General features: G+C 72.4%; 21 protein-coding genes. 13 read left to right on the top strand and 8 right to left on the bottom strand.

From position 1 onward, the window contains the following. Complete coding sequence (locus tag ACRAKH_RS33690) at positions 1-1,020, bottom strand: threonine aldolase family protein (RefSeq protein WP_380723672.1); 1,020 nt, start codon at positions 1,018-1,020, stop codon at positions 1-3. Positions 1,021-1,173: 153 nt separating this feature from the next. Between ACRAKH_RS33690 and ACRAKH_RS33685 the strand changes: the two genes are divergently transcribed. From ACRAKH_RS33685 to purB, 7 genes are all read left to right on the top strand, one after another. Further along, positions 1,174-1,692 carry a SigE family RNA polymerase sigma factor gene (locus tag ACRAKH_RS33685; RefSeq protein ID WP_380723673.1) on the top strand — a complete coding sequence of 173 codons (519 nt, stop codon included), beginning with the start codon at positions 1,174-1,176 and terminating at the stop codon, positions 1,690-1,692. A 17-nt stretch (positions 1,693-1,709) separates the two neighbouring features. Beyond that, positions 1,710-2,471: a hypothetical protein gene (locus ACRAKH_RS33680; protein ID WP_380723674.1), complete on the top strand. Its 762-nt coding sequence runs from the start codon at positions 1,710-1,712 to the stop codon at positions 2,469-2,471. A 75-nt stretch (positions 2,472-2,546) separates the two neighbouring features. Continuing rightward, positions 2,547-2,870 carry a DMT family transporter gene (locus ACRAKH_RS33675; RefSeq protein ID WP_380723675.1) on the top strand — a complete coding sequence of 108 codons (324 nt, stop codon included), beginning with the start codon at positions 2,547-2,549 and terminating at the stop codon, positions 2,868-2,870. A 13-nt stretch (positions 2,871-2,883) separates the two neighbouring features. Continuing rightward, positions 2,884-3,468, top strand: a complete 585-nt coding sequence (locus ACRAKH_RS33670) for a TetR/AcrR family transcriptional regulator (RefSeq protein ID WP_380723676.1) — start codon at positions 2,884-2,886, stop codon at positions 3,466-3,468. A gap of 44 nt (positions 3,469-3,512) precedes the next feature. Then, positions 3,513-4,043 carry an RNA polymerase sigma factor gene (locus tag ACRAKH_RS33665; protein WP_380723677.1) on the top strand — a complete coding sequence of 177 codons (531 nt, stop codon included), beginning with the start codon at positions 3,513-3,515 and terminating at the stop codon, positions 4,041-4,043. Further along, positions 4,040-4,840, top strand: coding sequence for a hypothetical protein (locus tag ACRAKH_RS33660; RefSeq protein ID WP_380723678.1), 801 nt, complete (start codon positions 4,040-4,042; stop codon positions 4,838-4,840). The genes ACRAKH_RS33665 and ACRAKH_RS33660 overlap by 4 nt, the downstream gene beginning before the upstream one ends. Positions 4,841-4,897: 57 nt before the next feature. Then, positions 4,898-6,331 carry an adenylosuccinate lyase gene (gene purB, locus ACRAKH_RS33655; RefSeq protein ID WP_380723679.1) on the top strand — a complete coding sequence of 478 codons (1,434 nt, stop codon included), beginning with the start codon at positions 4,898-4,900 and terminating at the stop codon, positions 6,329-6,331. A gap of 553 nt (positions 6,332-6,884) precedes the next feature. Here the strand turns inward: purB and ACRAKH_RS33650 are convergent. Genes ACRAKH_RS33650 through ACRAKH_RS33635 form a run of 4 tightly spaced genes read right to left on the bottom strand, consistent with a single transcriptional unit; the run spans position 6,885 to position 9,809 of the window. Next, positions 6,885-7,328 (bottom strand): hypothetical protein, encoded by a 444-nt coding sequence (locus ACRAKH_RS33650; RefSeq protein WP_380723680.1) that lies wholly within the window; start codon positions 7,326-7,328, stop codon positions 6,885-6,887. A gap of 56 nt (positions 7,329-7,384) precedes the next feature. Then, complete coding sequence (locus ACRAKH_RS33645; protein WP_380723681.1) at positions 7,385-8,134, bottom strand: amino acid ABC transporter ATP-binding protein; 750 nt, start codon at positions 8,132-8,134, stop codon at positions 7,385-7,387. After that, entirely contained in the window at positions 8,131-8,961 is an 831-nt protein-coding gene (locus ACRAKH_RS33640; protein ID WP_380723682.1) for an amino acid ABC transporter permease, read from the bottom strand. Before ACRAKH_RS33640 ends, ACRAKH_RS33645 begins: the two co-directional genes overlap by 4 nt. Then, on the bottom strand, positions 8,958-9,809 hold the full coding sequence (locus ACRAKH_RS33635) for an ABC transporter substrate-binding protein (protein WP_380723683.1): 852 nt from the start codon (positions 9,807-9,809) through the stop codon (positions 8,958-8,960). Before ACRAKH_RS33635 ends, ACRAKH_RS33640 begins: the two co-directional genes overlap by 4 nt. Positions 9,810-9,871: 62 nt before the next feature. Here ACRAKH_RS33635 and ACRAKH_RS33630 point away from each other — a divergent pair, with 62 nt between their 5' ends. Together ACRAKH_RS33630 and ACRAKH_RS33625 are read left to right on the top strand one after the other, a co-directional pair. Then, on the top strand, positions 9,872-10,762 hold the full coding sequence (locus ACRAKH_RS33630) for a phosphoribosylaminoimidazolesuccinocarboxamide synthase (protein WP_380723684.1): 891 nt from the start codon (positions 9,872-9,874) through the stop codon (positions 10,760-10,762). 72 nt (positions 10,763-10,834) lie between these two features. Further along, entirely contained in the window at positions 10,835-11,557 is a 723-nt protein-coding gene (locus tag ACRAKH_RS33625) for a DUF2334 domain-containing protein (protein ID WP_447009522.1), read from the top strand. Here the strand turns inward: ACRAKH_RS33625 and ACRAKH_RS33620 are convergent. Then, positions 11,479-12,090: an MBL fold metallo-hydrolase gene (locus ACRAKH_RS33620; protein WP_380730792.1), complete on the bottom strand. Its 612-nt coding sequence runs from the start codon at positions 12,088-12,090 to the stop codon at positions 11,479-11,481. The genes ACRAKH_RS33625 and ACRAKH_RS33620 overlap by 79 nt on opposite strands. 32 nt (positions 12,091-12,122) lie before the next feature. Next, the gene (locus ACRAKH_RS33615) at positions 12,123-13,106 is read right to left on the bottom strand and encodes an NAD-dependent epimerase/dehydratase family protein (RefSeq protein WP_447009521.1); all 984 of its coding nucleotides are present in this window, start codon (positions 13,104-13,106) and stop codon (positions 12,123-12,125) included. Between the two features lie 155 nt (positions 13,107-13,261). On the opposite strand from ACRAKH_RS33615, the gene ACRAKH_RS33610 reads away from it, so the two are divergent. The 4 genes from ACRAKH_RS33610 (at position 13,262) to purL (ending at position 17,208) form a co-directional block, all read left to right on the top strand. Next, positions 13,262-13,804 carry a hypothetical protein gene (locus ACRAKH_RS33610; RefSeq protein ID WP_380723649.1) on the top strand — a complete coding sequence of 181 codons (543 nt, stop codon included), beginning with the start codon at positions 13,262-13,264 and terminating at the stop codon, positions 13,802-13,804. A 229-nt stretch (positions 13,805-14,033) separates the two neighbouring features. Next, on the top strand, positions 14,034-14,273 hold the full coding sequence (purS, locus tag ACRAKH_RS33605; RefSeq protein ID WP_033428368.1) for a phosphoribosylformylglycinamidine synthase subunit PurS: 240 nt from the start codon (positions 14,034-14,036) through the stop codon (positions 14,271-14,273). Beyond that, positions 14,270-14,941, top strand: a complete 672-nt coding sequence (purQ, locus tag ACRAKH_RS33600; RefSeq protein ID WP_380723650.1) for a phosphoribosylformylglycinamidine synthase subunit PurQ — start codon at positions 14,270-14,272, stop codon at positions 14,939-14,941. The genes purS and purQ overlap by 4 nt, the downstream gene beginning before the upstream one ends. Next, positions 14,941-17,208: a phosphoribosylformylglycinamidine synthase subunit PurL gene (gene purL / locus ACRAKH_RS33595; RefSeq protein ID WP_380723651.1), complete on the top strand. Its 2,268-nt coding sequence runs from the start codon at positions 14,941-14,943 to the stop codon at positions 17,206-17,208. Before purQ ends, purL begins: the two co-directional genes overlap by 1 nt. A 64-nt stretch (positions 17,209-17,272) precedes the next feature. On the opposite strand, the gene ACRAKH_RS33590 is transcribed toward purL, so the two are convergent. Then, a complete protein-coding gene (locus tag ACRAKH_RS33590) occupies positions 17,273-18,067 on the bottom strand; it encodes a lysozyme (protein WP_380723652.1) in 795 nt (264 codons plus the stop codon). Between the last annotated feature and the right edge of the window lie 175 nt (positions 18,068-18,242).

Raw genomic sequence — 18,242 nt, 5'->3', positions numbered from 1 at the left:
TCAGCTCGCCGACCCGATCCGGCGCAACGCCTCCGCCACGTCGTCCGCGCTGACGTCCCGGTGCGTCACGAACCGCACCTTGCCCGACATCGGCCCGGCGAACACGCCGAGGTGCCGCAGCCCGGTCAGCGTCACGTCGAGGTCCGGCACGCCGGCCAGCACGATGTTCGTCTCCGGCTCGTCCACCTGCCAGCCCAGCTCGCCGAGGCCCTGCGCGAGGGTGCGGGCGTTGGCGTGGTCCTGCGCCAGGTCGTCGATGCGGTCGAGCCCGACCAGGCCCGCCGCGGCCAGCACGCCGCCCTGCCGGACGCCGCCGCCGAGCATCTTGCGCACCCGACGGGCCTCCGCCACGAACGCCGTCGACCCGGCCACCATCGACCCGACCGGCGCGCCGAGCCCCTTGGACAGGCACACCTGGACGGTGTCGACGCCGACGGTCAGCGCCGCGGGCGGCAGTCCCAGTGCCACGGCCGCGTTCCACAGCCGCGCGCCGTCGAGGTGCACCCGGAGGCCGGTTTCCCGTGCCGCCGACACCAGCAGGGCGTGCTCGTCGGGCTGCGTCACCGACCCGCCGGAGGCGTTGTGCGTGTTCTCCAGGCACAGGAGCGTCGTGCGGAGGGCGTAGTACGGCCCACTGGCGCCGGCGGCGGCGCGCACGGCGTCGGGCGACGCCCGCCCCGGCCCCGCGTCGCACTCCAGCGGGTGCGGCATCCCGCCGGCGATCCACGCGACCGTGCCGAGTTCGTTGTCCAGCACGTGCGCGCCGCGCGGCGCGAGGAACCGGTCGCCGGGCCGCAGGTGGACGGTGAGCGCGATCAGGTTGCCCATCGACCCCGAGGGCACCCACAGGGCCGCGTCCACGCCCAACAGCTCCGCGACGCGTTCCTCGAGCAGCCTCATGGTGGGGTCGTGGTCGAGCACGTCGTCGGCGACCTCGGCGCCGGCCATGGCCCGTCTCATCGCCTCGTCGGGCTGGGTGACGGTGTCGGAGCGGAAGTCCAGGGGTGCGAGCTGGGTCACGAATGGATCACATCACACCTGGCAAGCCCTGACCGCGTCGTGCCCCCGGTACCACGATGGGGGGTGACGCAAGTCTCGGAGAACCGGCGTGCAACCGTGGGAGCCACCCATTCCGTCCGGTAGGTGCAAGCACGACGAGCGGAGAGAGTCCGCGTGGATCAGCGCGACGAGCAGGAGTTCGCGGAGTACTTCGCCGCCCGCCGGGAGGCCGTGCGCCGAACGGCGTTCCTGCTCTGTGGTGACTGGCACCGGGCGGACGACCTCGCGCAGACGGCGTTCGTCGCGTTGCACCGCAGGTGGCGCAAGGTCCGGGACAAGCAGGCCCTGGACGCCTACGTCCGCCGGTGCGTGGTGCGCGCGGTGATCGACGAGTCGCGGCGGCCGTGGCGGCGGGAGCGCTTCGTGGACGAGGTCCCGGAGACGCCCTCGGGCGACGGCGAGATCGCGGACTCGGTGGCCACGCGCGAGGCACTGGTCGCGGGCTTGCGGCGGGTGCCGCCGCGCCAGCGCGCGGTGCTCGTGCTCAGGTTCCTGGAGGGCCTGGACGTCGCGGCGACCGCCGAGGCGCTCGGGTGCTCCGAGGGGACCGTGAAGAGCCAGACCTCACGGGGTCTGGAGGCCCTGCGCGAGGCGCTGGGCGACACGATCGACGATTTGCGGCCCGCGTCGTGAGCAGGAGGTGGAGGTAGGTGGACGAGCACAGGCTCGCGGAGCTGTTCCGCGACGCGACCCGTGACGCGCCGCCCGCGTCCTTCGACGTGGCGGGTGTCCGGTCGGCGTCGGCGCGGGCGACCGCGCGGCGGCGCTCGGCGCTCGCGCTCGGCTCGACCATGGCGTTCGTGCTGGTGCTGGGCGGTGTCGCGGCCTCGACCGACCTCCTGTCGAGCCGGAACGGCAGCACGGACAGCGCCGCGGCGGGTTCCGCTCAGGACGTCTCGTCCCCTAACGTGCCCAGTCTCAACGCGGCCGAGCCCGACGGGCCGCGGCAGGAGGCGTCGCCGGACCGCGGCGACGAAGGTTCCACCAAGAGCATCCCCGGTGACTCGTCTACGCAGGGGGACGACCCATCGGGGAGTGCCGACCGCCCGCCGGTCGGCAGCGCCCAACGCGGGTGCGTTGAGGTGGACCGGGAGCTCGCCGTCGCCCTCGCCGACGAGCTCCCGGTCGCCAACGGCGTGGAGCCGTCGACACCGGACGCGAACTGCCCGGTCGAAGCCCGCGGCGCGGCTTTCGCGGTGCGCGACGGCGACGTCCACGGCACCGTGTCCGTCGTGATCGCCCCGCCCGGCGCGCTGGGGCTGGCGCCGGACGGGAACGTGCAGGTCCGAACCGCGAACACCCCCGGCGGCGACCAGTTGCACGTGCTGAGCCGGCCCGACGAGGGCTCGACGGCGGTCCCGTTCGCCGGTGAGCTGGAGTCGATCGCGCAACGGCTCGCGGCCCGGTTCTGACGACCCGACCCACCATTCTTGCACGGACGTACCACTAATTTGGTACGCTTGTGCCAGAACGGGGAGGTGGTCGTCATGGCGTGGGCCGTGCTCATCGTGTCCGGCGTGTTCGAGGCCGGCTGGGCCGTCGCGCTGAAGCTGTCCGACGGCTTCAGCAGGCTGTGGTGGACCGTGGTGTTCGCGGTGTGCGCGCTGATCAGCTTCGCCGGCCTGGCGTGGGCGATGAAGCAGCTGCCCGCCGGACCGGCGTACGCGGTGTGGACCGGGATCGGCGCGGCGATCACCGCCGTCGTCGGCATGATCTGGCTCGGCGACGGCGTCTCCACGCTCAAGCTGGTCTCGATCGGCCTGATCGTCAGTGGTGTCATCGGCCTCAACCTGGCCGGTGGCGGGCACTAGTACCTTTCCTGCAATGACAGCCGCAACGCCGAAGGGCGAACGCCGGCGCCAGGCGCTGGTCGAAGCCGCCGCCGGCCTCCTGGTCGACGGCGGCTTCGACGCGATCCGGCACCGCGCCGTCGCCGAGCGCGCGGGCCTGCCGCTGGCCTCCACCACGTACTACTTCGACTCGCTCGACGACCTGATCACCGCCGCGCTGGAGCACCACGGCAAGGCCGAGCTCGCGTACGGCAAGGCGCGCCTGGACGAGCTGGACCCGCGCGAGTGCGGCGGCGACGCGTTCATCGAACTCGTGCTCGACCTCCTGCTCGGACCGCCCGGCGACGGTGACGCGGAAGCCGTGCTGCTGCGCTACGAACGCCTCGTCGCCACGGGTCGGCGGCCGTACCTGCGGCCGTTGATGCGGACGCTGTCCGGCGAGCTGCACGCCCTGCTGTTCGACATCTTCACCCGCGCCGGCCAACCGGTCACCCGCGAACGCGTCGAGGAGCTGATCGCGCTGGTCGACGGCGCCGTCGTGAACGCGCTCATCGAGATCAGCCCCGACCCGAGGGCGGCCGCCCGCCGGATGCTGCGCAAGTCGTTGCAACCCCGCTGACCCCCGACCGCGTTGGTAGGAGTGGGGGAGCGGAGGGGGATGGCATGCGCAAGGCCGACGAGCAGGGCTTCCGCGAGTTCGCGGTGAGCCACGCCGCTTCGCTGCGGCGCACGGCGTACCTGTTCTGCGGCGACTGGCACATGGCCGAGGACCTGATGCAGGCCAGCCTGCTGAAGCTCTACCAGGCGTGGCACCGGATCGAGTGGCGCGACACCGCGTCCGCGTACGCCCGCAAGGTGCTGCTGCGCACGTGGCTGGACGAGAAGCGGCGGCCGTGGCGGCGGGCGGAGCAGCGCGACGGCGAGGTGCCGGACGTCGCCGACTCGGCCGCCGACCCGGAACGGGCCGGTGAGCAGCTGTGGGCCCGCGACCTCGTGCACGCGGGGCTGCTGCGCGTGCCGCCGAGGCAGCGGGCCGCCCTCGTGCTGAGGTACTTCGAGGACCTGCCGGTGAGCGAGGTCGCGGTGGCGATGGGGTGCTCCGAGGGCACGGTCAAGAGCCAGACCGCGCGCGGGCTCGTGGCGCTGCGCGCGGCCGTCGAGGAACTGGAGCGGGGGGCGGTGGTGGCGTCGTGAGCGAGGCAGACCTGCGGGAAGGCCTGCGCGCCGCGGTCGGCGACGAGCCGCCGCTGGACTTCGACCCGGACGAGCTGATCCGCCGGGCCGAGCACCTGCGCCGGCGTCGGCGCGCGCTCGTGGCCGTGGGGGTGGCGACGCTCGCCCTCACCGGGACGGTGCTGTCCCTGCCCGGGGTGCTCGACCGGCGGCCGGCGGGGATCGACGCGGCGGAGGCCCCGGTGTTGACGACCGCGGTGTCCCCGCCACCGGCCGCCGTGCCGCCGCCGCAGACGGTCGCGCCCCAGACGGTCGCGCCGCGGACGACCGTCACCACGCCGGTGATCACCGACGCCTCGACGCGGTACCTCACCGACTACCTGACCAAGCGGTTCCCCGACGTCGTGCCGGGCGTGAAGGTCGTCGGCGTCGACTTCACCGACACGCACAAGCAGGCCCGGGCGGGGTACCTCACCGGCCTCGTGCGCTTCGTCGACGGCGCGGGCTCCAGCGCGGTGGCCGTGCAGCTCAGCGTGCCGCCGGCGCGGGTGACCCGGGACCAGTTCTGCGCCACGGTCGTGTGCGACGAGCCGCGGCGCGAGGCGGACGGCAGCCACCTGGAGTTCGCCACGTCCACCGACCCCGAGTCGAAGATGACGACGCACACCGTGGCGCACTTCCGCGCCGACGGGTCGGTGGTGCAGGTCAGCGGCTACAACCACGACCCGACGCGGGTGGGCGCGCCGCGGGCCGAGGTCGCGTTGGCGCCGGAGCAGATGGCGCGGCTGGCCACGGACCCCGGCATCACCCTGCGCTGACGGCGGCCGGCGCTCCCCGCCGTCCGGCCCGCCGCGCGCGCGAAATATGCTGGTCACGTGACGGTCAAGCCCCGCATCGCCAATGTCCTCGCCGGTCGCTACGCCTCCACCGAGCTGGCCACGCTGTGGTCCGCCGAGCACAAGATCGTGCTGGAGCGGCGGCTCTGGCTCGCGGTCCTGCGGGCGCAGGCCGAGCTGGGCGTCGACGTGCCCGCCGAGGCCATCGCCGACTACGAGCGCGTGGTCGAGCAGGTCGACCTGGCGTCCATCGCCGAGCGCGAGCGGGTCACCCGGCACGACGTCAAGGCGCGGATCGAGGAGTTCAACGCCCTCGCGGGCCACGAGCACGTCCACAAGGGCATGACCTCGCGCGACCTCACCGAGAACGTCGAGCAGTTGCAGGTCCTGCGGTCGCTGGAGCACGTGCGCGGCAAGACGGCTGCCGTCCTGGGCCGCCTCGCGCAGCGCGCCGCCGAGCACACCGACCTCGTCATGGCGGGCCGCTCGCACAACGTCGCCGCGCAGGCCACCACCCTCGGCAAGCGCTTCGCGTCCGCCGCCGACGAGGTGCTGGTGGCGTTCCAGCGGCTGGACGAGCTGATCGCCCGCTACCCGCTGCGCGGCGTCAAGGGCCCGGTCGGCACCGCCCAGGACATGCTGGACCTGCTCGGCGGCGACCAGGACAAGCTGGTGGAGCTGGAGCGGTCCGTCGCGGGCCACCTCGGCTTCGAGAAGGTGCTGACCAGCGTCGGCCAGGTCTACCCGCGGTCGCTGGACTTCGACGTCGTCTCCGCGCTCGTGCAGCTGGCCGCCGGCCCGTCGTCGCTGGCCAAGACGATCCGGCTGATGGCGGGCCACGAGCTCGTCACCGAGGGCTTCAAGCCGGGCCAGGTCGGCTCCAGCGCGATGCCGCACAAGATGAACACCCGGTCGTGCGAGCGGGTCAACGGGTTCGCGGTGATCCTGCGCGGCTACCTGTCGATGGTCGGCGAGCTGTCGGGCGACCAGTGGAACGAGGGCGACGTGTCGTGCTCGGTGGTGCGCCGCGTGGCGCTGCCGGACGCGTTCTTCGCGTTCGACGGGCTGCTGGAGACGTTCCTCACGGTGCTGGACGAGTTCGGCGCGTACCCGGCGGTCGTCGCCCGCGAGCTGGACCGCTACCTCCCCTTCCTCGGGACCACGAAGGTGCTGATGGCGGCCGTGCGCGCGGGCGTCGGCCGGGAGACCGCGCACGAGGCCATCAAGGAGAACGCGGTGGCGGTGGCGCTGGCCATGCGCGAGCAGGGCCTCGCCGAGAACGACCTGCTGGACCGGCTGGCCGCGGACGACCGCCTGCCGCTGGACCGGGCCGCGCTGGACGCCCTGCTCGCCGACCGCCTCTCGTTCACCGGCGTGGCGGAACAGCAGGTCGCCGCCGTGGTCCGCCAGGTGGAGGACATCCTCGCGAAGTACCCCACCGCCGCCGGCTACGCCCCCGCCCCCATCCTCTAAGCGCGCCCGCGCACCACGCCCAAACCGCGTGCCGACAGCACCACGCGCGAGGTCGCGTCGGCCGTTCGCGGCTCATTCGCCGGCGATCATGCTTTTCGATCGCCGGCGAATCAGACGCGAGCGGCCGACCTCCAAGCGACCGAGCCGCCGTCTGCGGAGCAGCGGCCATGTGCACGGTCGCGTCGGTCGTTCGCGGCTCATTCGTCGGCGGTCATGCTTTTCGATCGCCGGCGAATCAGGCGCGAGCGGCCGACTTCCAGGCGACCGAGCCGCCGTCTGCGGAGCAGCGGCCATGTGCACGGTCGCGTCGGTCGTTCGCGGCTCATTCGTCGGCGGTCATGCTTTTCGATCGCCGGCGAATCAGGCGCGAGCGGCCGACTTCCAGGCGACCGAGCCGCCGTCTGCGGAGCAGCGGCCATGTGCACGGTCGCGTCGGTCGTTCGCGGCTCATTCGTCGGCGGTCATGCTTTTCGATCGCCGGCGAATCAGGCGCGAGCGGCCGACTTCCGGGCGACCGAGCCCGCGACGCCGGAGGCGGCGCAATCCAACACAGTCAAGCCCGTTCCCACGCCAGGCGGTTGCGGCGGGTGCGTTCGCAGACCAGGTCGCGGCCCGTGGGGTCGATCGCGGTCGCGCCTTCTTCGGTGCAGGGGAAGCCCTCGATCGCCACCTGGTCGAACTTCGGCGGGGTGGTGGTCGTCACGGCCGGCGGGGGCGCGGGCTGCGGCTGGACCTGCACCGGGGGTGGCGGCGGCGGGGGTGGTTCGGTCGTGCCCGCCACAGTCGTCGGCTCCGGCGTCGTGGTGGTCGTGACCGGCCGCACCGAGATCTGGGCCACCGCCGGGATCGACGTCACGGGCGCCGAGGAGCTGGAGATCGTCGGGAGCACCACCGGCTCGGGGCTCGCGGCCGGCTTGCCGCACGCGCCCACGAGGAGCAGCACGAGCAGCCCGCCGCTCGCCGCGACAGGCGCCACTGATGCCTTCGGATGGACCACGGCAAGCAGAGTAGGGGCCGGCGGTCCGATACCCCAAGTGGCCTCTCCCGAGCGGCCTAGAGGCGGCCCGCGTCGATGACCCTCCGGAGGAACTGCCGGGTGCGCGGGTGCACCGGCTCGCCGAGCACCTGCTCGGGCGGTCCGGATTCGACGAGCCGGCCGCCGTCGAGGAACACGACGCGGTCGGCCACCTGCCGCGCGAACCCCATCTCGTGGGTCGCCATGAGGATCGTCCGACCGTTGCCGGCCAGCTCCCTGACCAGCGCCAACACCTCGCCGACGAGTTCCGGGTCCAACGCGCTGGTGATCTCGTCCAGCAACAGCAGGCGCGGCGAGTAGGCCAGTGCGCGGGCGATCGCGACCCGCTGCTGCTGCCCGCCGGACAACTGCTCGGGGTAGCTGCCCGCCCGGTCCGCGAGCCCGACCCGTGCCAGCAGCTCGTGGGCGTTGCGCTCGGCCTCGGACCGCGGCACGCCGTGCACGACGCGCGGGGCCAGGGTGATGTTGTCCAGCACGGTCATGTGCGGGAACAGGTTGAACGCCTGGAACACGATCCCCATGCCGCGCCGGGCGACGTCGGCGTCCACCCGCGGGTCGGACACGTCGACGCCGTCCAGCAGCACCTGGCCGTCGTCCAGCTCCTCCAGCAGGTTGACGCACCGCAGCAGGGTCGACTTGCCCGACCCCGACGACCCGATCAACGCCACCACCTCGTGCTCGCGCACGTCGAGGCTGACGCCGTCCAGCACGGTGGCGTCGACGTAGCGCTTCACCATCCCGCGCACGCTGAGCACCGGTTCGGTCATCGTCCCCCCTGACGGCGTTCGACGCGCCGGCCCATCGCGTCGGCGAACCGCGCCGTGGGCACCGCGAGCAGCACGAACAGCAACCCCGCGACGACGTACGGGGTGAAGTTGAACGCCCGCGCCTGCTCGATCTGCGCGGCCCGCACCGCGTCCACCGCGCCCAGCACGGAGATGAGCCCGCAGTCCTTCTGGAGCGCGACGAAGTCGTTCAGCAACGCGGGCATGACCCGCCGCACGGCCTGCGGCAGGACCACCAGCCGCATGGTCTTGCGCGGTCCGAGGCCGAGCGACCGGGCCGCCGCGACCTGCGACGGGTGCACCGACTCGATGCCGGCGCGGAACACCTCGGCCACGTACGCGGTGTAGGCGAGGACCAGGGCGGCGCCGCCGAGCACCACGAAGTCGTTGGGCACGCCCGTCAGCCGCAGCGCGGGCAGGCCGAACCCGACCAGGTACAGCAGGATGATCAGCGGCAGGCCGCGGAACAGGTCCACGTACACCGTGGCCAGCGCGCGCAGCGGGAACCACACCGGGCCGCGCAGGGTGCGCAGCGCCGCCACGCCCAGCGCGAGCACGAGGATCAGCGCGCCGCACACCACCAGCACGCGCAGGTTCAGCCACAGGCCCTCGAGGATCGCGGGCAGCGAGCGCCACGCGATCTCCAGGTTGAAGAACGACTGCCGCACCCGCGGCCAGCCGGGCGCACCGGTGACGGTGAGCCCGGCGGCGACGGCGAACACGACGGTCGACAGCAGGGCGACCAGCGTGGACCGCCGCGAACGGGAACGCTTGTACGCCAAGCGTTCCCGCTGCAGCTCGCTCGTCACTTCAGCTCGGGTGCTGTGCCCGCGGCCGACAGCCATTCCTGCTCGATCTTGGCGAGGGTGCCGTCGGCACGCAGGTTCTCCACCGCCGTCGAGACGCACGCGGTCAGCGGGCTGCCCTTGTCGAGGACGATGCCGAACTGCTCGGGCTTGCCGTCGCCGGACGGGATCTGGCCGACGATGTGCCCGTCGTCCAGCTCGGCCGACGTGATGTAGAACGCGGTCGGCAGGTCCACCACCAGGGCGTCGATCTGCCCGGCCCGCAGCGCGGCCTTGGCGTCCTCGTTGGTGTTGTACACGGCCACGTCCTGCTCGGGCTGGAGGCGCTTGGCGGCGTCGAAGCTGGTGGTGCCGACCTGGGCGCCGATCTTGACGGACTTCAGCTCCGCCAGCGTCTTCACCGACGCGGCCTTGGACGACTTCAGCGTCACCACGGCCTGGTCCACGTCGTAGTACGGCGCGGAGAAGTCGACGGCCCGCTTGCGCTCCTCGGTGATCGAGAACTCGTTCAGGTCCATGTCGTACGTCTTCTTGCCGGGCTGGATGGCCGCGTTGAACGGCACCCGCGTCCACACCACGTCGGTCTTCGCGTAGCCCAGCTCCTCGGCCAGCGCGTACGCCACCGCAGACTCGAAGCCCTTGCCGTTGGCGGGGTCGTCGTCCACGAACCACGGCTCGTACACCGGCTGGTCCGTGCCGAACGTGATCTTACCCGGGGTCAGCGTCGGCAGCTTGTCCTTCGTGCAGGAGACGCCGTCGACCTGGTTGGTCGGCGGCGCGGTCTGGTCCGCGGGGGCGCAGGCCGCCGCGAGGAGGGCGGTCACGGCGAGTATCAGTCCGGGTGCACGCATGGGTGGAATCTTGCCGCAGGTGGGAAGGGGGGCCCATGAGCTGGGACAAGTAGGCTTCGGACGTGCCCAAGCTCGCTGACTACCGCCAGGTCGCCGCAGGCAAGGTCCGTCAGATCCACGAAGTGGACGACGACCTGCTGCTGTTCGTGGCGTCCGACCGGATCTCCGCCTTCGACCACGTGCTCGTCACCGAGATCCCCGACAAGGGTCGGGTGCTCACCGCGATGAGCGTGTTCTGGTTCGAGGAGTTCGCGGACCTGGCGCCGAACCACCTGGTGGCGTGGGACGACCCGCGCATCCCCGCCGAGGTGCGCGGCCGCGCGCTGCTGGTGCGGAAGCTCGACATGGTCCAGGTGGAGTGCGTGGCGCGCGGCTACCTGACCGGTTCCGGGATGGTGGAGTACCGGCGCGACGGCTCGGTGTGCGGCGTGCGGCTGCCGTCGGGCCTGGTCGAGGCGTCCGAGCTGAGCCCGCCGATCTTCACCCCGGCGACCAAGGCCGAGCTGGGCGCGCACGACGAGAACGTGTCGTTCGCCGAGGTCGAGGCCCAGGTCGGGGCGGAGCTGGCCGGCCGGCTCCGGGACGTGACGCTGGAGGTCTACGGCGCGGCGCGGGAGTTCGCCCGGTCGCGCGGCGTGATCCTGGCCGACACGAAGTTCGAGTTCGGCCTGGACCGGTCCGGTGCGCTGGTGCTCGGCGACGAGGTGCTGACCCCGGACTCGTCGCGCTACTGGCCGCTGGACGGGTACGAGCCCGGTCGCGTGCAGCCGTCGTTCGACAAGCAGTACGTGCGCGACTGGCTGACGTCGGACGCCTCCGGCTGGGACCGCGCGTCGGACGCCCCGCCGCCGCCGCTGCCCGACGACGTGGTGGCCGCGACCCGCGCCCGGTACGTCGAGGCGTACGAGCGGATCACCGGGCGGTCGTTCGCGGACTGGCCGAGTCCGGAATAGTTCGCCGGCTCCGCACCCGGCCGTCACCTCGTCGTAGAGCGGACGACACGCCGGTGGTGCGCACTGGGTGGCATGGTCGCCGACCTCGTGGTTTCGCTGTCCGGCATCGGGCCGAGCACGCTCGCCCGGTGCGCCGACCTCGCCGCCGAGCTCGACCGGCGGCACGTGCCGCTGTCGTTGCTCCTGGCGCCGCGCAAGGCCGTGCCCGGCCCCGCGCTCGACTGGGTGCGCGACCGCGTCTCCGCCGGTGACGCGCTCGTGCTGCACGGTTTCGACCACCAGCCCGACCCCGCCCGCCGGGCCGGGTCGTCGCTGCGCAGGCGGGCCGAGTTCTCGGCGCTGCCCGCGCACGAAGCCGGCCTGCGGCTGGTCGCCGCGCGGGCCGCGCTGGCCCGGCTCGGGTTGACCACGGACCTGTTCGCGCCGCCGGGCTGGCTCGCGTCGCCCGGCACCGTGGTCGCCCTGCGCCGGCACCGGTTCGCCGTGTGCGCCGACATGGCGGGCGTGCGCGACCTGCGCAGCGGCGAGGTCCGGACCGGGCGGGTGCGGATGGTGGGCGAGCACTGGGGCTACCTGCTGAGCACGGGTCGGGCGGCCCGGCGCGGCGGGCTCGTGCGCATCGGGGTGGACGCCGCCGGGCTGGACCGGATCGGGCTGCGCGAGGTGCTGCTGGAGGCCGTCGACGTGGCCCTGCACCACGGCGCGTCGCCCACGACCTACAGCTCGACCGCCTCGCCGCGGGGCAGCACGACCACCTCGACGCCGTCCGGCGCGGTGCCGACCAGGACGCGGTAGAACACCTCGGTCTCCGCCAGGAGCCCCTGGTGGATCGGCACCGCCTTGCGCGGCGCGACCGCGGCCAGGAAGTCCGCCGCGTCTGACACCTTCAGCCACGGCGCGGCGGTGGGCAGCCCCAGGACGTCCACGCGCTGCTCCGGTACGGTGAGCGAGTCGCCGGGGTGGTAGAACGCGCCGTGGTCGACCAGGTAGCCGACGTTCACCGGCAGCTCGATCCTCGGGTGGATGACCTCGTGCGGCGCGTCCACGACGGTGACGACCGTGCCGCCGAACTCCAGCGCGTCACCGGGCGCGACGACCTCCGCGCCGTCGAGGTCGTACGGCGCGACGAGCCGTGCGCCGGGGTTGGCGGCACGCAGGCCGGGCAGCTTCGCGGTGTCCAGGTGGTCCGCGTGCTCGTGGGTCACCAGGATCGCGTCCAGGCCCTCGACCTGCTCGAACCCGGACGAGAACGTGCCGGGGTCGAACAGCAGCCGGGCCGCGCCGGTGTCGACCAGCAGGCACGAGTGTCCGAAGTGGATGATCAGCACGTGGCCTCCCGCGGTCGGCTGTGCGGACCGTTCTACACGGCTCCCCCGCCCACCGCGACGAGAAGCGCGTCCTCCACCTCCGGCGGCAGCCCGGCGCGGCGGGGCCGGTCCACGCCGAGCCCGCGTTCGTACTCCAGCGTGGCCACCGCCGTGTCGGCGGTCGGGCGGACCCGCAGGCCGGCGGCGAGCGCGGGGCCCGCGTCGCGGAACATCAGCGCCCGGTGGCTCGGCGGCAGCCACAGCGGCAGCGACCGCGGCCCCGCCCACGGCGTGACCTCGTGCCGCTGGAGGACGTCGTCGGGGACGCGGACCAGTTGGGTGCCCTGCGGCGCCACCGCGCCCGCGATCTCGCCGAGGACCAGGGACAGCGGGTTGGCCGGCCCGATCGCGTCGTAGGTGCCGGTGACGCGCTGCTCGGCGGCGTCCACGATCCACGCGGCGAGGTCGCGCACGTCGACGTGCTGCGCGGGCTGGTCGGGCGCGTCGGGCACGGCGACCCGGCCACCCTTGGCCAGCCGGTTGACCCAGTACCCGAACCGGTCGCTCTTGTCGCCGGGGCCCGTGATCAGGCCCGCGCGGACGATGAACGCGTCGTCGCCGCGGGCGTCGCGCACGGCGTTCTCACTGGCCACCTTGATCGCGCCGTAGCGGTCGGGCGACATCGGCGCGTCGTGGTCGTCCTCCAGCGGGGCGAGCGTGGCCGTGCTGCCGGGCGTGGAGTGGTCGGCGTAGACCGAGCAGCTCGAGACGAACGTCCAGTGGTCGGCGGAAACCGATCTCAGCGCCCGCCGGACCCACGTCACGGACATGGTCGCCAGGTCCACGACCGCGTCGAAGCGGGCGCCCTCCAGCGGGCCCAGGTCGACGTCCCGGTCGACGACGACGTGCGTCGCGCCCGCGGGCGCCTGGCCGGACTGCCCGCGTGCCGCGCACACCACGTCGTGACCCCGCCCGACCGCCTCGGCGGCCGTCGCCTTGCCCAGGAAAACCGTGCCTCCGAGCACCAGGATGCGCATGATCCCCACCTTCCGTCCCCACCGGCCGCCCCGCCAGCCCGTCCGCGCAAGGCGAACGGGGGTGGTCCCAGCGGAGGCCGGGACCGGTGGGGCACGCGAACACACGTTCGGGCGGGATCGTTCCAGGTGGACGGGACGGGCGCCGATAGACCTCCGTGAGTGTGCACGTCTTCGTCGACGAATCCCGCCGCAACGACACGTACCTGCTCGCGGCGGCCATTGTGATCCCGTCGGACCTGCGCCGACTGCGCACCCTCCTGCGGGGACTGCTCCTGCCGGGCCAGCGCGAACTGCACTTCAAGAAGGAGACGCCGCAGCGGAGGAGGGCCGTCCTCTCGCAACTGTCGCAGGCCGGCGCCCGCGTCGCCGTCTACCGGCGGTCGTGCTCGGAGGGGCCGGAAGCCGCCCGGCAGGCATGCCTGGCCCGGCTGACCGCCGACGTGCTGGAGCTGAACGCGAGCCGGCTGGCGCTGGACTCGCGCGAAGATCGCGACGTCCTCGACGTGCGCACGATCCGGGCCGGGCTGGGCAAGTTCCCCAGGGCCGCCCTGCTGGCCTACGAGCACCTGAACGCCGTCTCGGAACCGCTGATCTGGATCGCCGACGCGGTCGCGTGGTCCTACGGGGCCGGCGGTGACTGGGCGCGGCGCGTGGAGGGGATCGTCGTACGGATCGTCCGCCTCGACGAATCGCCCTAGACAGCGCGAAACCCAGCCGTCGACCGTCCGGACGTTGGCTGGGCCCACTTCCTCGGCCTACGAGGCCTTGGCGAGACCCAGATTACCAGACACCCACCCGAGATGACCTTGTCACGATCGGGTGATCCGAGGTGAACGTGTGCCGCCCACCACCTGTGAAGTTGATGAACACCCAGGTCAGGTAGGCTCTGCGAGTACCGCCAGCCCTCCTAGCTTGGAGCAGCCTGTCGTGGCCCGAGTCGTCGTCGACGTCATGCCGAAGCCCGAAATCCTCGACCCGCAAGGACAGGCGGTGGCCAACGCGCTGCCCCGTCTCGGGTTCGACGGAATCACCAGTGTCCGCCAGGGCAAGCACTTCGAGCTGGAGGTCGCCGACGACGTCGACGACGCCACGCTCGCGAAGATCGCCGAGACGTTCCTCGCCAACCCGGTCATCGAGGACTGGGTCGTGAGGCGGGTCGAGGCATGAGGGTCGGTGTGATCACCTTCCCCGGCACCCTCGACGACGTCGACGCGGCCCGCGCGGTCGAGTACGCGGGCGGGGAGGCGGTCAAGCTCTGGCACGCCGACCACGACCTGAAGAACGTCGACGCGGTCATCGTGCCCGGTGGGTTCTCCTACGGCGACTACCTGCGCTGCGGCGCGATCGCCCGGTTCGCCCCCGTCATGCAGGAAGTGGTGGACGCGGCGAAGAAGGGCATGCCGGTCCTCGGCATCTGCAACGGCTTCCAGATCCTGTGCGAGGCTCACCTGCTGCCCGGCGCGTTGATCCGCAACCACAAGCTGCACTTCGTGTGCCGCGACCAGTGGTTGAAGGTCGAGAACAACGCGACCGCGTGGACGTCCCGGTACGACCAGGGCGCCGAGATCCTCGTGCCGCTGAAGTCGGGCGAGGGCGGCTACCAGGCCGACCGGTCCACCCTGGACGAGCTGGAGGGCGAGGGCCGGGTCGTGTTCCGCTACGTCGGGGAGAACCCGAACGGCTCGCGCAACGACATCGCCGGCATCACGAGCGCCAACGGCCGCGTCGTCGGCCTCATGCCGCACCCGGAGCACGCGATCGACGCGCTCACCGGCCCCACGGACGACGGCCTCGGCATGTTCCTGTCCCTCGTCGACTCGGTGGTGAAGGCCTGATGACCGTCGACACCGTCAAGAACGCGGAGAACACGCCCGACCAGGAGCAGCCCTACAAGGAGCTGGGCCTGAAGGACGACGAGTACGCCCGCATCAAGGAGATCCTGGGCCGCCGCCCCACGGACGCCGAGCTGGCCATGTACTCGGTGATGTGGAGCGAGCACTGCTCCTACAAGTCGTCCAAGGTGCACCTGAAGTACTTCAGCGAGACGACCACCGACGAGATGCGCGAGAAGATGCTGGCGGGCATCGGCGAGAACGCGGGCGTGGTCGACATCGGCGACGGCTGGGCGATCACGTTCAAGGCCGAGAGCCACAACCACCCGTCCTACGTCGAGCCGTACCAGGGCGCGGCGACGGGCGTGGGCGGCATCGTGCGCGACATCCTGGCGATGGGCGCGCGCCCGCTGGCCGTGATGGACCCGCTGCGGTTCGGGCCGGCCGACGCGCCGGACACCCGCCGCGTGCTGCCGGGCATCGTCGCGGGCGTCGGCGGCTACGGCAACTGCCTGGGCCTGCCGAACATCGGCGGCGAGGTCGTGTTCGACGCGACCTACGCGGGCAACCCGCTGGTCAACGCCCTGTGCGTGGGGGCGATGCGGGTCGAGGACCTGCACCTGGCGCACGCCTCGGGCACCGGCAACAAGGTCATCCTGTTCGGCGCGCGGACGGGTCTGGACGGCATCGGCGGCGTGTCCGTGCTGGCGTCCGAGACGTTCGACGACTCGGCGGGCGCGGGCAAGCGCAAGAAGCTGCCGAGCGTGCAGGTGGGCGACCCGTTCACCGAGAAGGTCCTGATCGAGTGCTGCCTGGAGCTGTTCGCCGAGCGGATCGTCGTCGGCATCCAGGACCTGGGCGGCGCGGGCCTGGCCTGCGCGACGTCGGAGCTGGCCAGCGCCGGTGACGGCGGCATGCACGTCTACCTCGACCGGGTTCCGCTGCGCGCCACCGGCATGACGCCGGCGGAGATCCTGTCCAGCGAGTCGCAGGAGCGCATGTGCGCGGTCGTGCGGCCGGAGGACCTGGACGCGTTCATGGCGGTCTGCGCGAAGTGGGACGTCATCGCGACCGAGATCGGCGAGGTCACCGAGGGCGACCGGCTGGTGATCACGTGGCACGACGAGGTCGTGCTGGACGTGCCGCCGCGCACCGTCGCGCACGAGGGCCCGGTGTACGACCGGCCGATCGAGCGCCCGGCCGACCAGGACGCGCTGCAGGCCGACACCCCCGACCGGCTGCCCAAGCCGGCGAAGGACGAGCTGCTCGACCTGGTCAAGACGATGGCGGCGTCGCCGAACCTGGCGTCGAAGCGGTGGGTCACGCAGCAGTACGACCGGTACGTGCGCGGTGGCACGGTGCTCGCGCAGCCGTCCGACTCGGGCATGATCCGGATCGACGAGTCGACCAACCGCGGCGTGGCGCTGTCCACCGACTGCAACGGCCGCTACACCAAGCTGGACCCGTACGCGGGCGCGCAGCTGGCGCTGGCCGAGGCCTACCGGAACGTGGCCACGACGGGCGCGACGCCGGTCGCCGTCACGAACTGCCTGAACTTCGGCTCGCCGGAGGACCCGGCGGTGATGTGGCAGTTCGAGCAGGCCGTGAAGGGCCTCGCGGACGGGTGCGTCGAGCTGGGCATCCCGGTGACCGGCGGCAACGTCAGCTTCTACAACCAGACCGGTTCGACGGCGATCCTGCCGACGCCGGTCGTGGGCGTGCTGGGCGTGATCGACGACGTCCGCCGCCGCATCCCGACCGGGATCGGCGCGGAGGCCGGCGAGACGCTGCTGCTGCTCGGCGAGACGCGCGAGGAGTTCGGCGGCTCGGAGTGGGCGCACGTCGTGCATGGGCACCTGGGCGGCCTGCCGCCGAAGGTGGACCTGGCGCGGGAGAAGCTGCTGGGCGAGGTGCTGGTGGCGGGTTCGCGCGACGGCATGCTGTCCGCCGCGCACGACCTGTCCGACGGCGGCCTGGCGCAGGCGCTCGTGGAGACGTGCCTGATCGGCGAGGTCGGCGCGCGGGTGTTCCTCGACGGCGACCTGTTCACCGAGCTGTTCAGCGAGTCGACGGCCCGCGTGCTGGTGGCCGTGCCGCGCACGGAGGAGCTGCGGTTCACGGACATGTGCACCGCGCGCGGCCTGCCGTGGCGCAAGGTCGGCGTGGTGGACCCCGAGTCCGACGCCCTGGAGATCCAGGAGCTGGGCTCGCTGCCGCTGGCCGAGCTGCGCGAGGCGTGGGAGGGCACCCTCCCCGCGCTGTTCGACTGACGTGGGTGGTGGCCGGCCGGGGTGCGGAGTCCCCCGGCCGGCCACCGTCACCCGCGGGCGGACGTCAGCCGTTCGCCAGCGCCTGGAGGCGGTCGTAGGCGCCGTTGAACTGGTTCTGGTCGATCGGCGAGGACGAGTACTGCCAGAACGTGTAGATCGACCACGCGTACGGCAGCGTGCCGACGGTGGACGAGTAGCGGGCGACCCACAGCGGGTTGGTGGAGCTGAAGTCGCCGCTGACGCACTGGTTCCACCAGCTGGTCGACGTGTAGATGACCGGCCAGCGGGACGTGCGGGCGTGGTAGCGGTCGCTGAACGCCCTGATCCACGAGGTCATGCTGGCCTTGCTGAGCCCGTAGCAGGTGGAGCCGTACGGGTTGTACTCCATGTCCAGCGCGCCGGGCAGGGTCTTGCCGTCGCGGGACCAGCCGCCGCCGTTGTTGACGAAGTAGTCGGCCTGGGCGGTGCCGGTGGACCGGTCGGGCAGCGCGAAGTGGTAGGCGCCGCGGATCATGCCGATGTTGTAGGAACCGTTGTACTGCTGGGCGAAGTACGGGTTGCGGTAGCCGGTGCTCTCGGTCGCCTTGACGTAGGCGAACCGCTTGCCCTGGCCCCACCAGTAGGCCCAGTCGACGTTGCCCTGGTGGCCGCTGACGTCGATGCCGTACACGACGGCCTGGGCGCTCGGGTCGGTGTTGATGACGATGCGCTGGTCGCCGCGCCCCTCGTGCTTGGCGATCTGCGAACCCATGGCGTGGTCCTCGACCACCGGTTCGGCCTGGGCGGTGCCCGTTAAGGCGACCAGCCCCAGGCTGATGGTGGCGAGGAGAGCGGTGGCGGAGCGTGCGAACGTGTTCATCGGTGACTCCTTGAGCCAGTGCAGGGTGTTGACTCGATGGGCAGTGTGCTGCACCGCTAACCAATTGGCCAGGGTTCCCGTGAATTAGTCACGAAGACGGAGCAACACGTCTACCCGAGTGCGATCCCGCGCGACTGCTCGTCGTTGCCGTTGAAGGGGTTCCGGTCGCCGGGGG

The organism is Saccharothrix hoggarensis (assembly GCF_052936025.1).
This window is presented reverse-complemented; position numbering and strand designations above follow the sequence as displayed.

Coding starts and splice junctions, on each gene's coding strand:
- ACRAKH_RS33675 (WP_380723675.1), top strand. CDS start 2,547: ATGGCGTGGGCCGTGCTCATCGTGTCCGGCGTGTTCGAGGCCGGCTGG.
- ACRAKH_RS33670 (WP_380723676.1), top strand. CDS start 2,884: ATGACAGCCGCAACGCCGAAGGGCGAACGCCGGCGCCAGGCGCTGGTC.
- ACRAKH_RS33665 (WP_380723677.1), top strand. CDS start 3,513: ATGCGCAAGGCCGACGAGCAGGGCTTCCGCGAGTTCGCGGTGAGCCAC.
- ACRAKH_RS33645 (WP_380723681.1), bottom strand. CDS start 8,134: ATGACCGAACCGGTGCTCAGCGTGCGCGGGATGGTGAAGCGCTACGTC.
- ACRAKH_RS33635 (WP_380723683.1), bottom strand. CDS start 9,809: ATGCGTGCACCCGGACTGATACTCGCCGTGACCGCCCTCCTCGCGGCG.
- ACRAKH_RS33625 (WP_447009522.1), top strand. CDS start 10,835: ATGGTCGCCGACCTCGTGGTTTCGCTGTCCGGCATCGGGCCGAGCACG.
- ACRAKH_RS33615 (WP_447009521.1), bottom strand. CDS start 13,106: ATGCGCATCCTGGTGCTCGGAGGCACGGTTTTCCTGGGCAAGGCGACG.
- purQ (WP_380723650.1), top strand. CDS start 14,270: ATGAGGGTCGGTGTGATCACCTTCCCCGGCACCCTCGACGACGTCGAC.
- purL (WP_380723651.1), top strand. CDS start 14,941: ATGACCGTCGACACCGTCAAGAACGCGGAGAACACGCCCGACCAGGAG.
- ACRAKH_RS33590 (WP_380723652.1), bottom strand. CDS start 18,067: ATGAACACGTTCGCACGCTCCGCCACCGCTCTCCTCGCCACCATCAGC.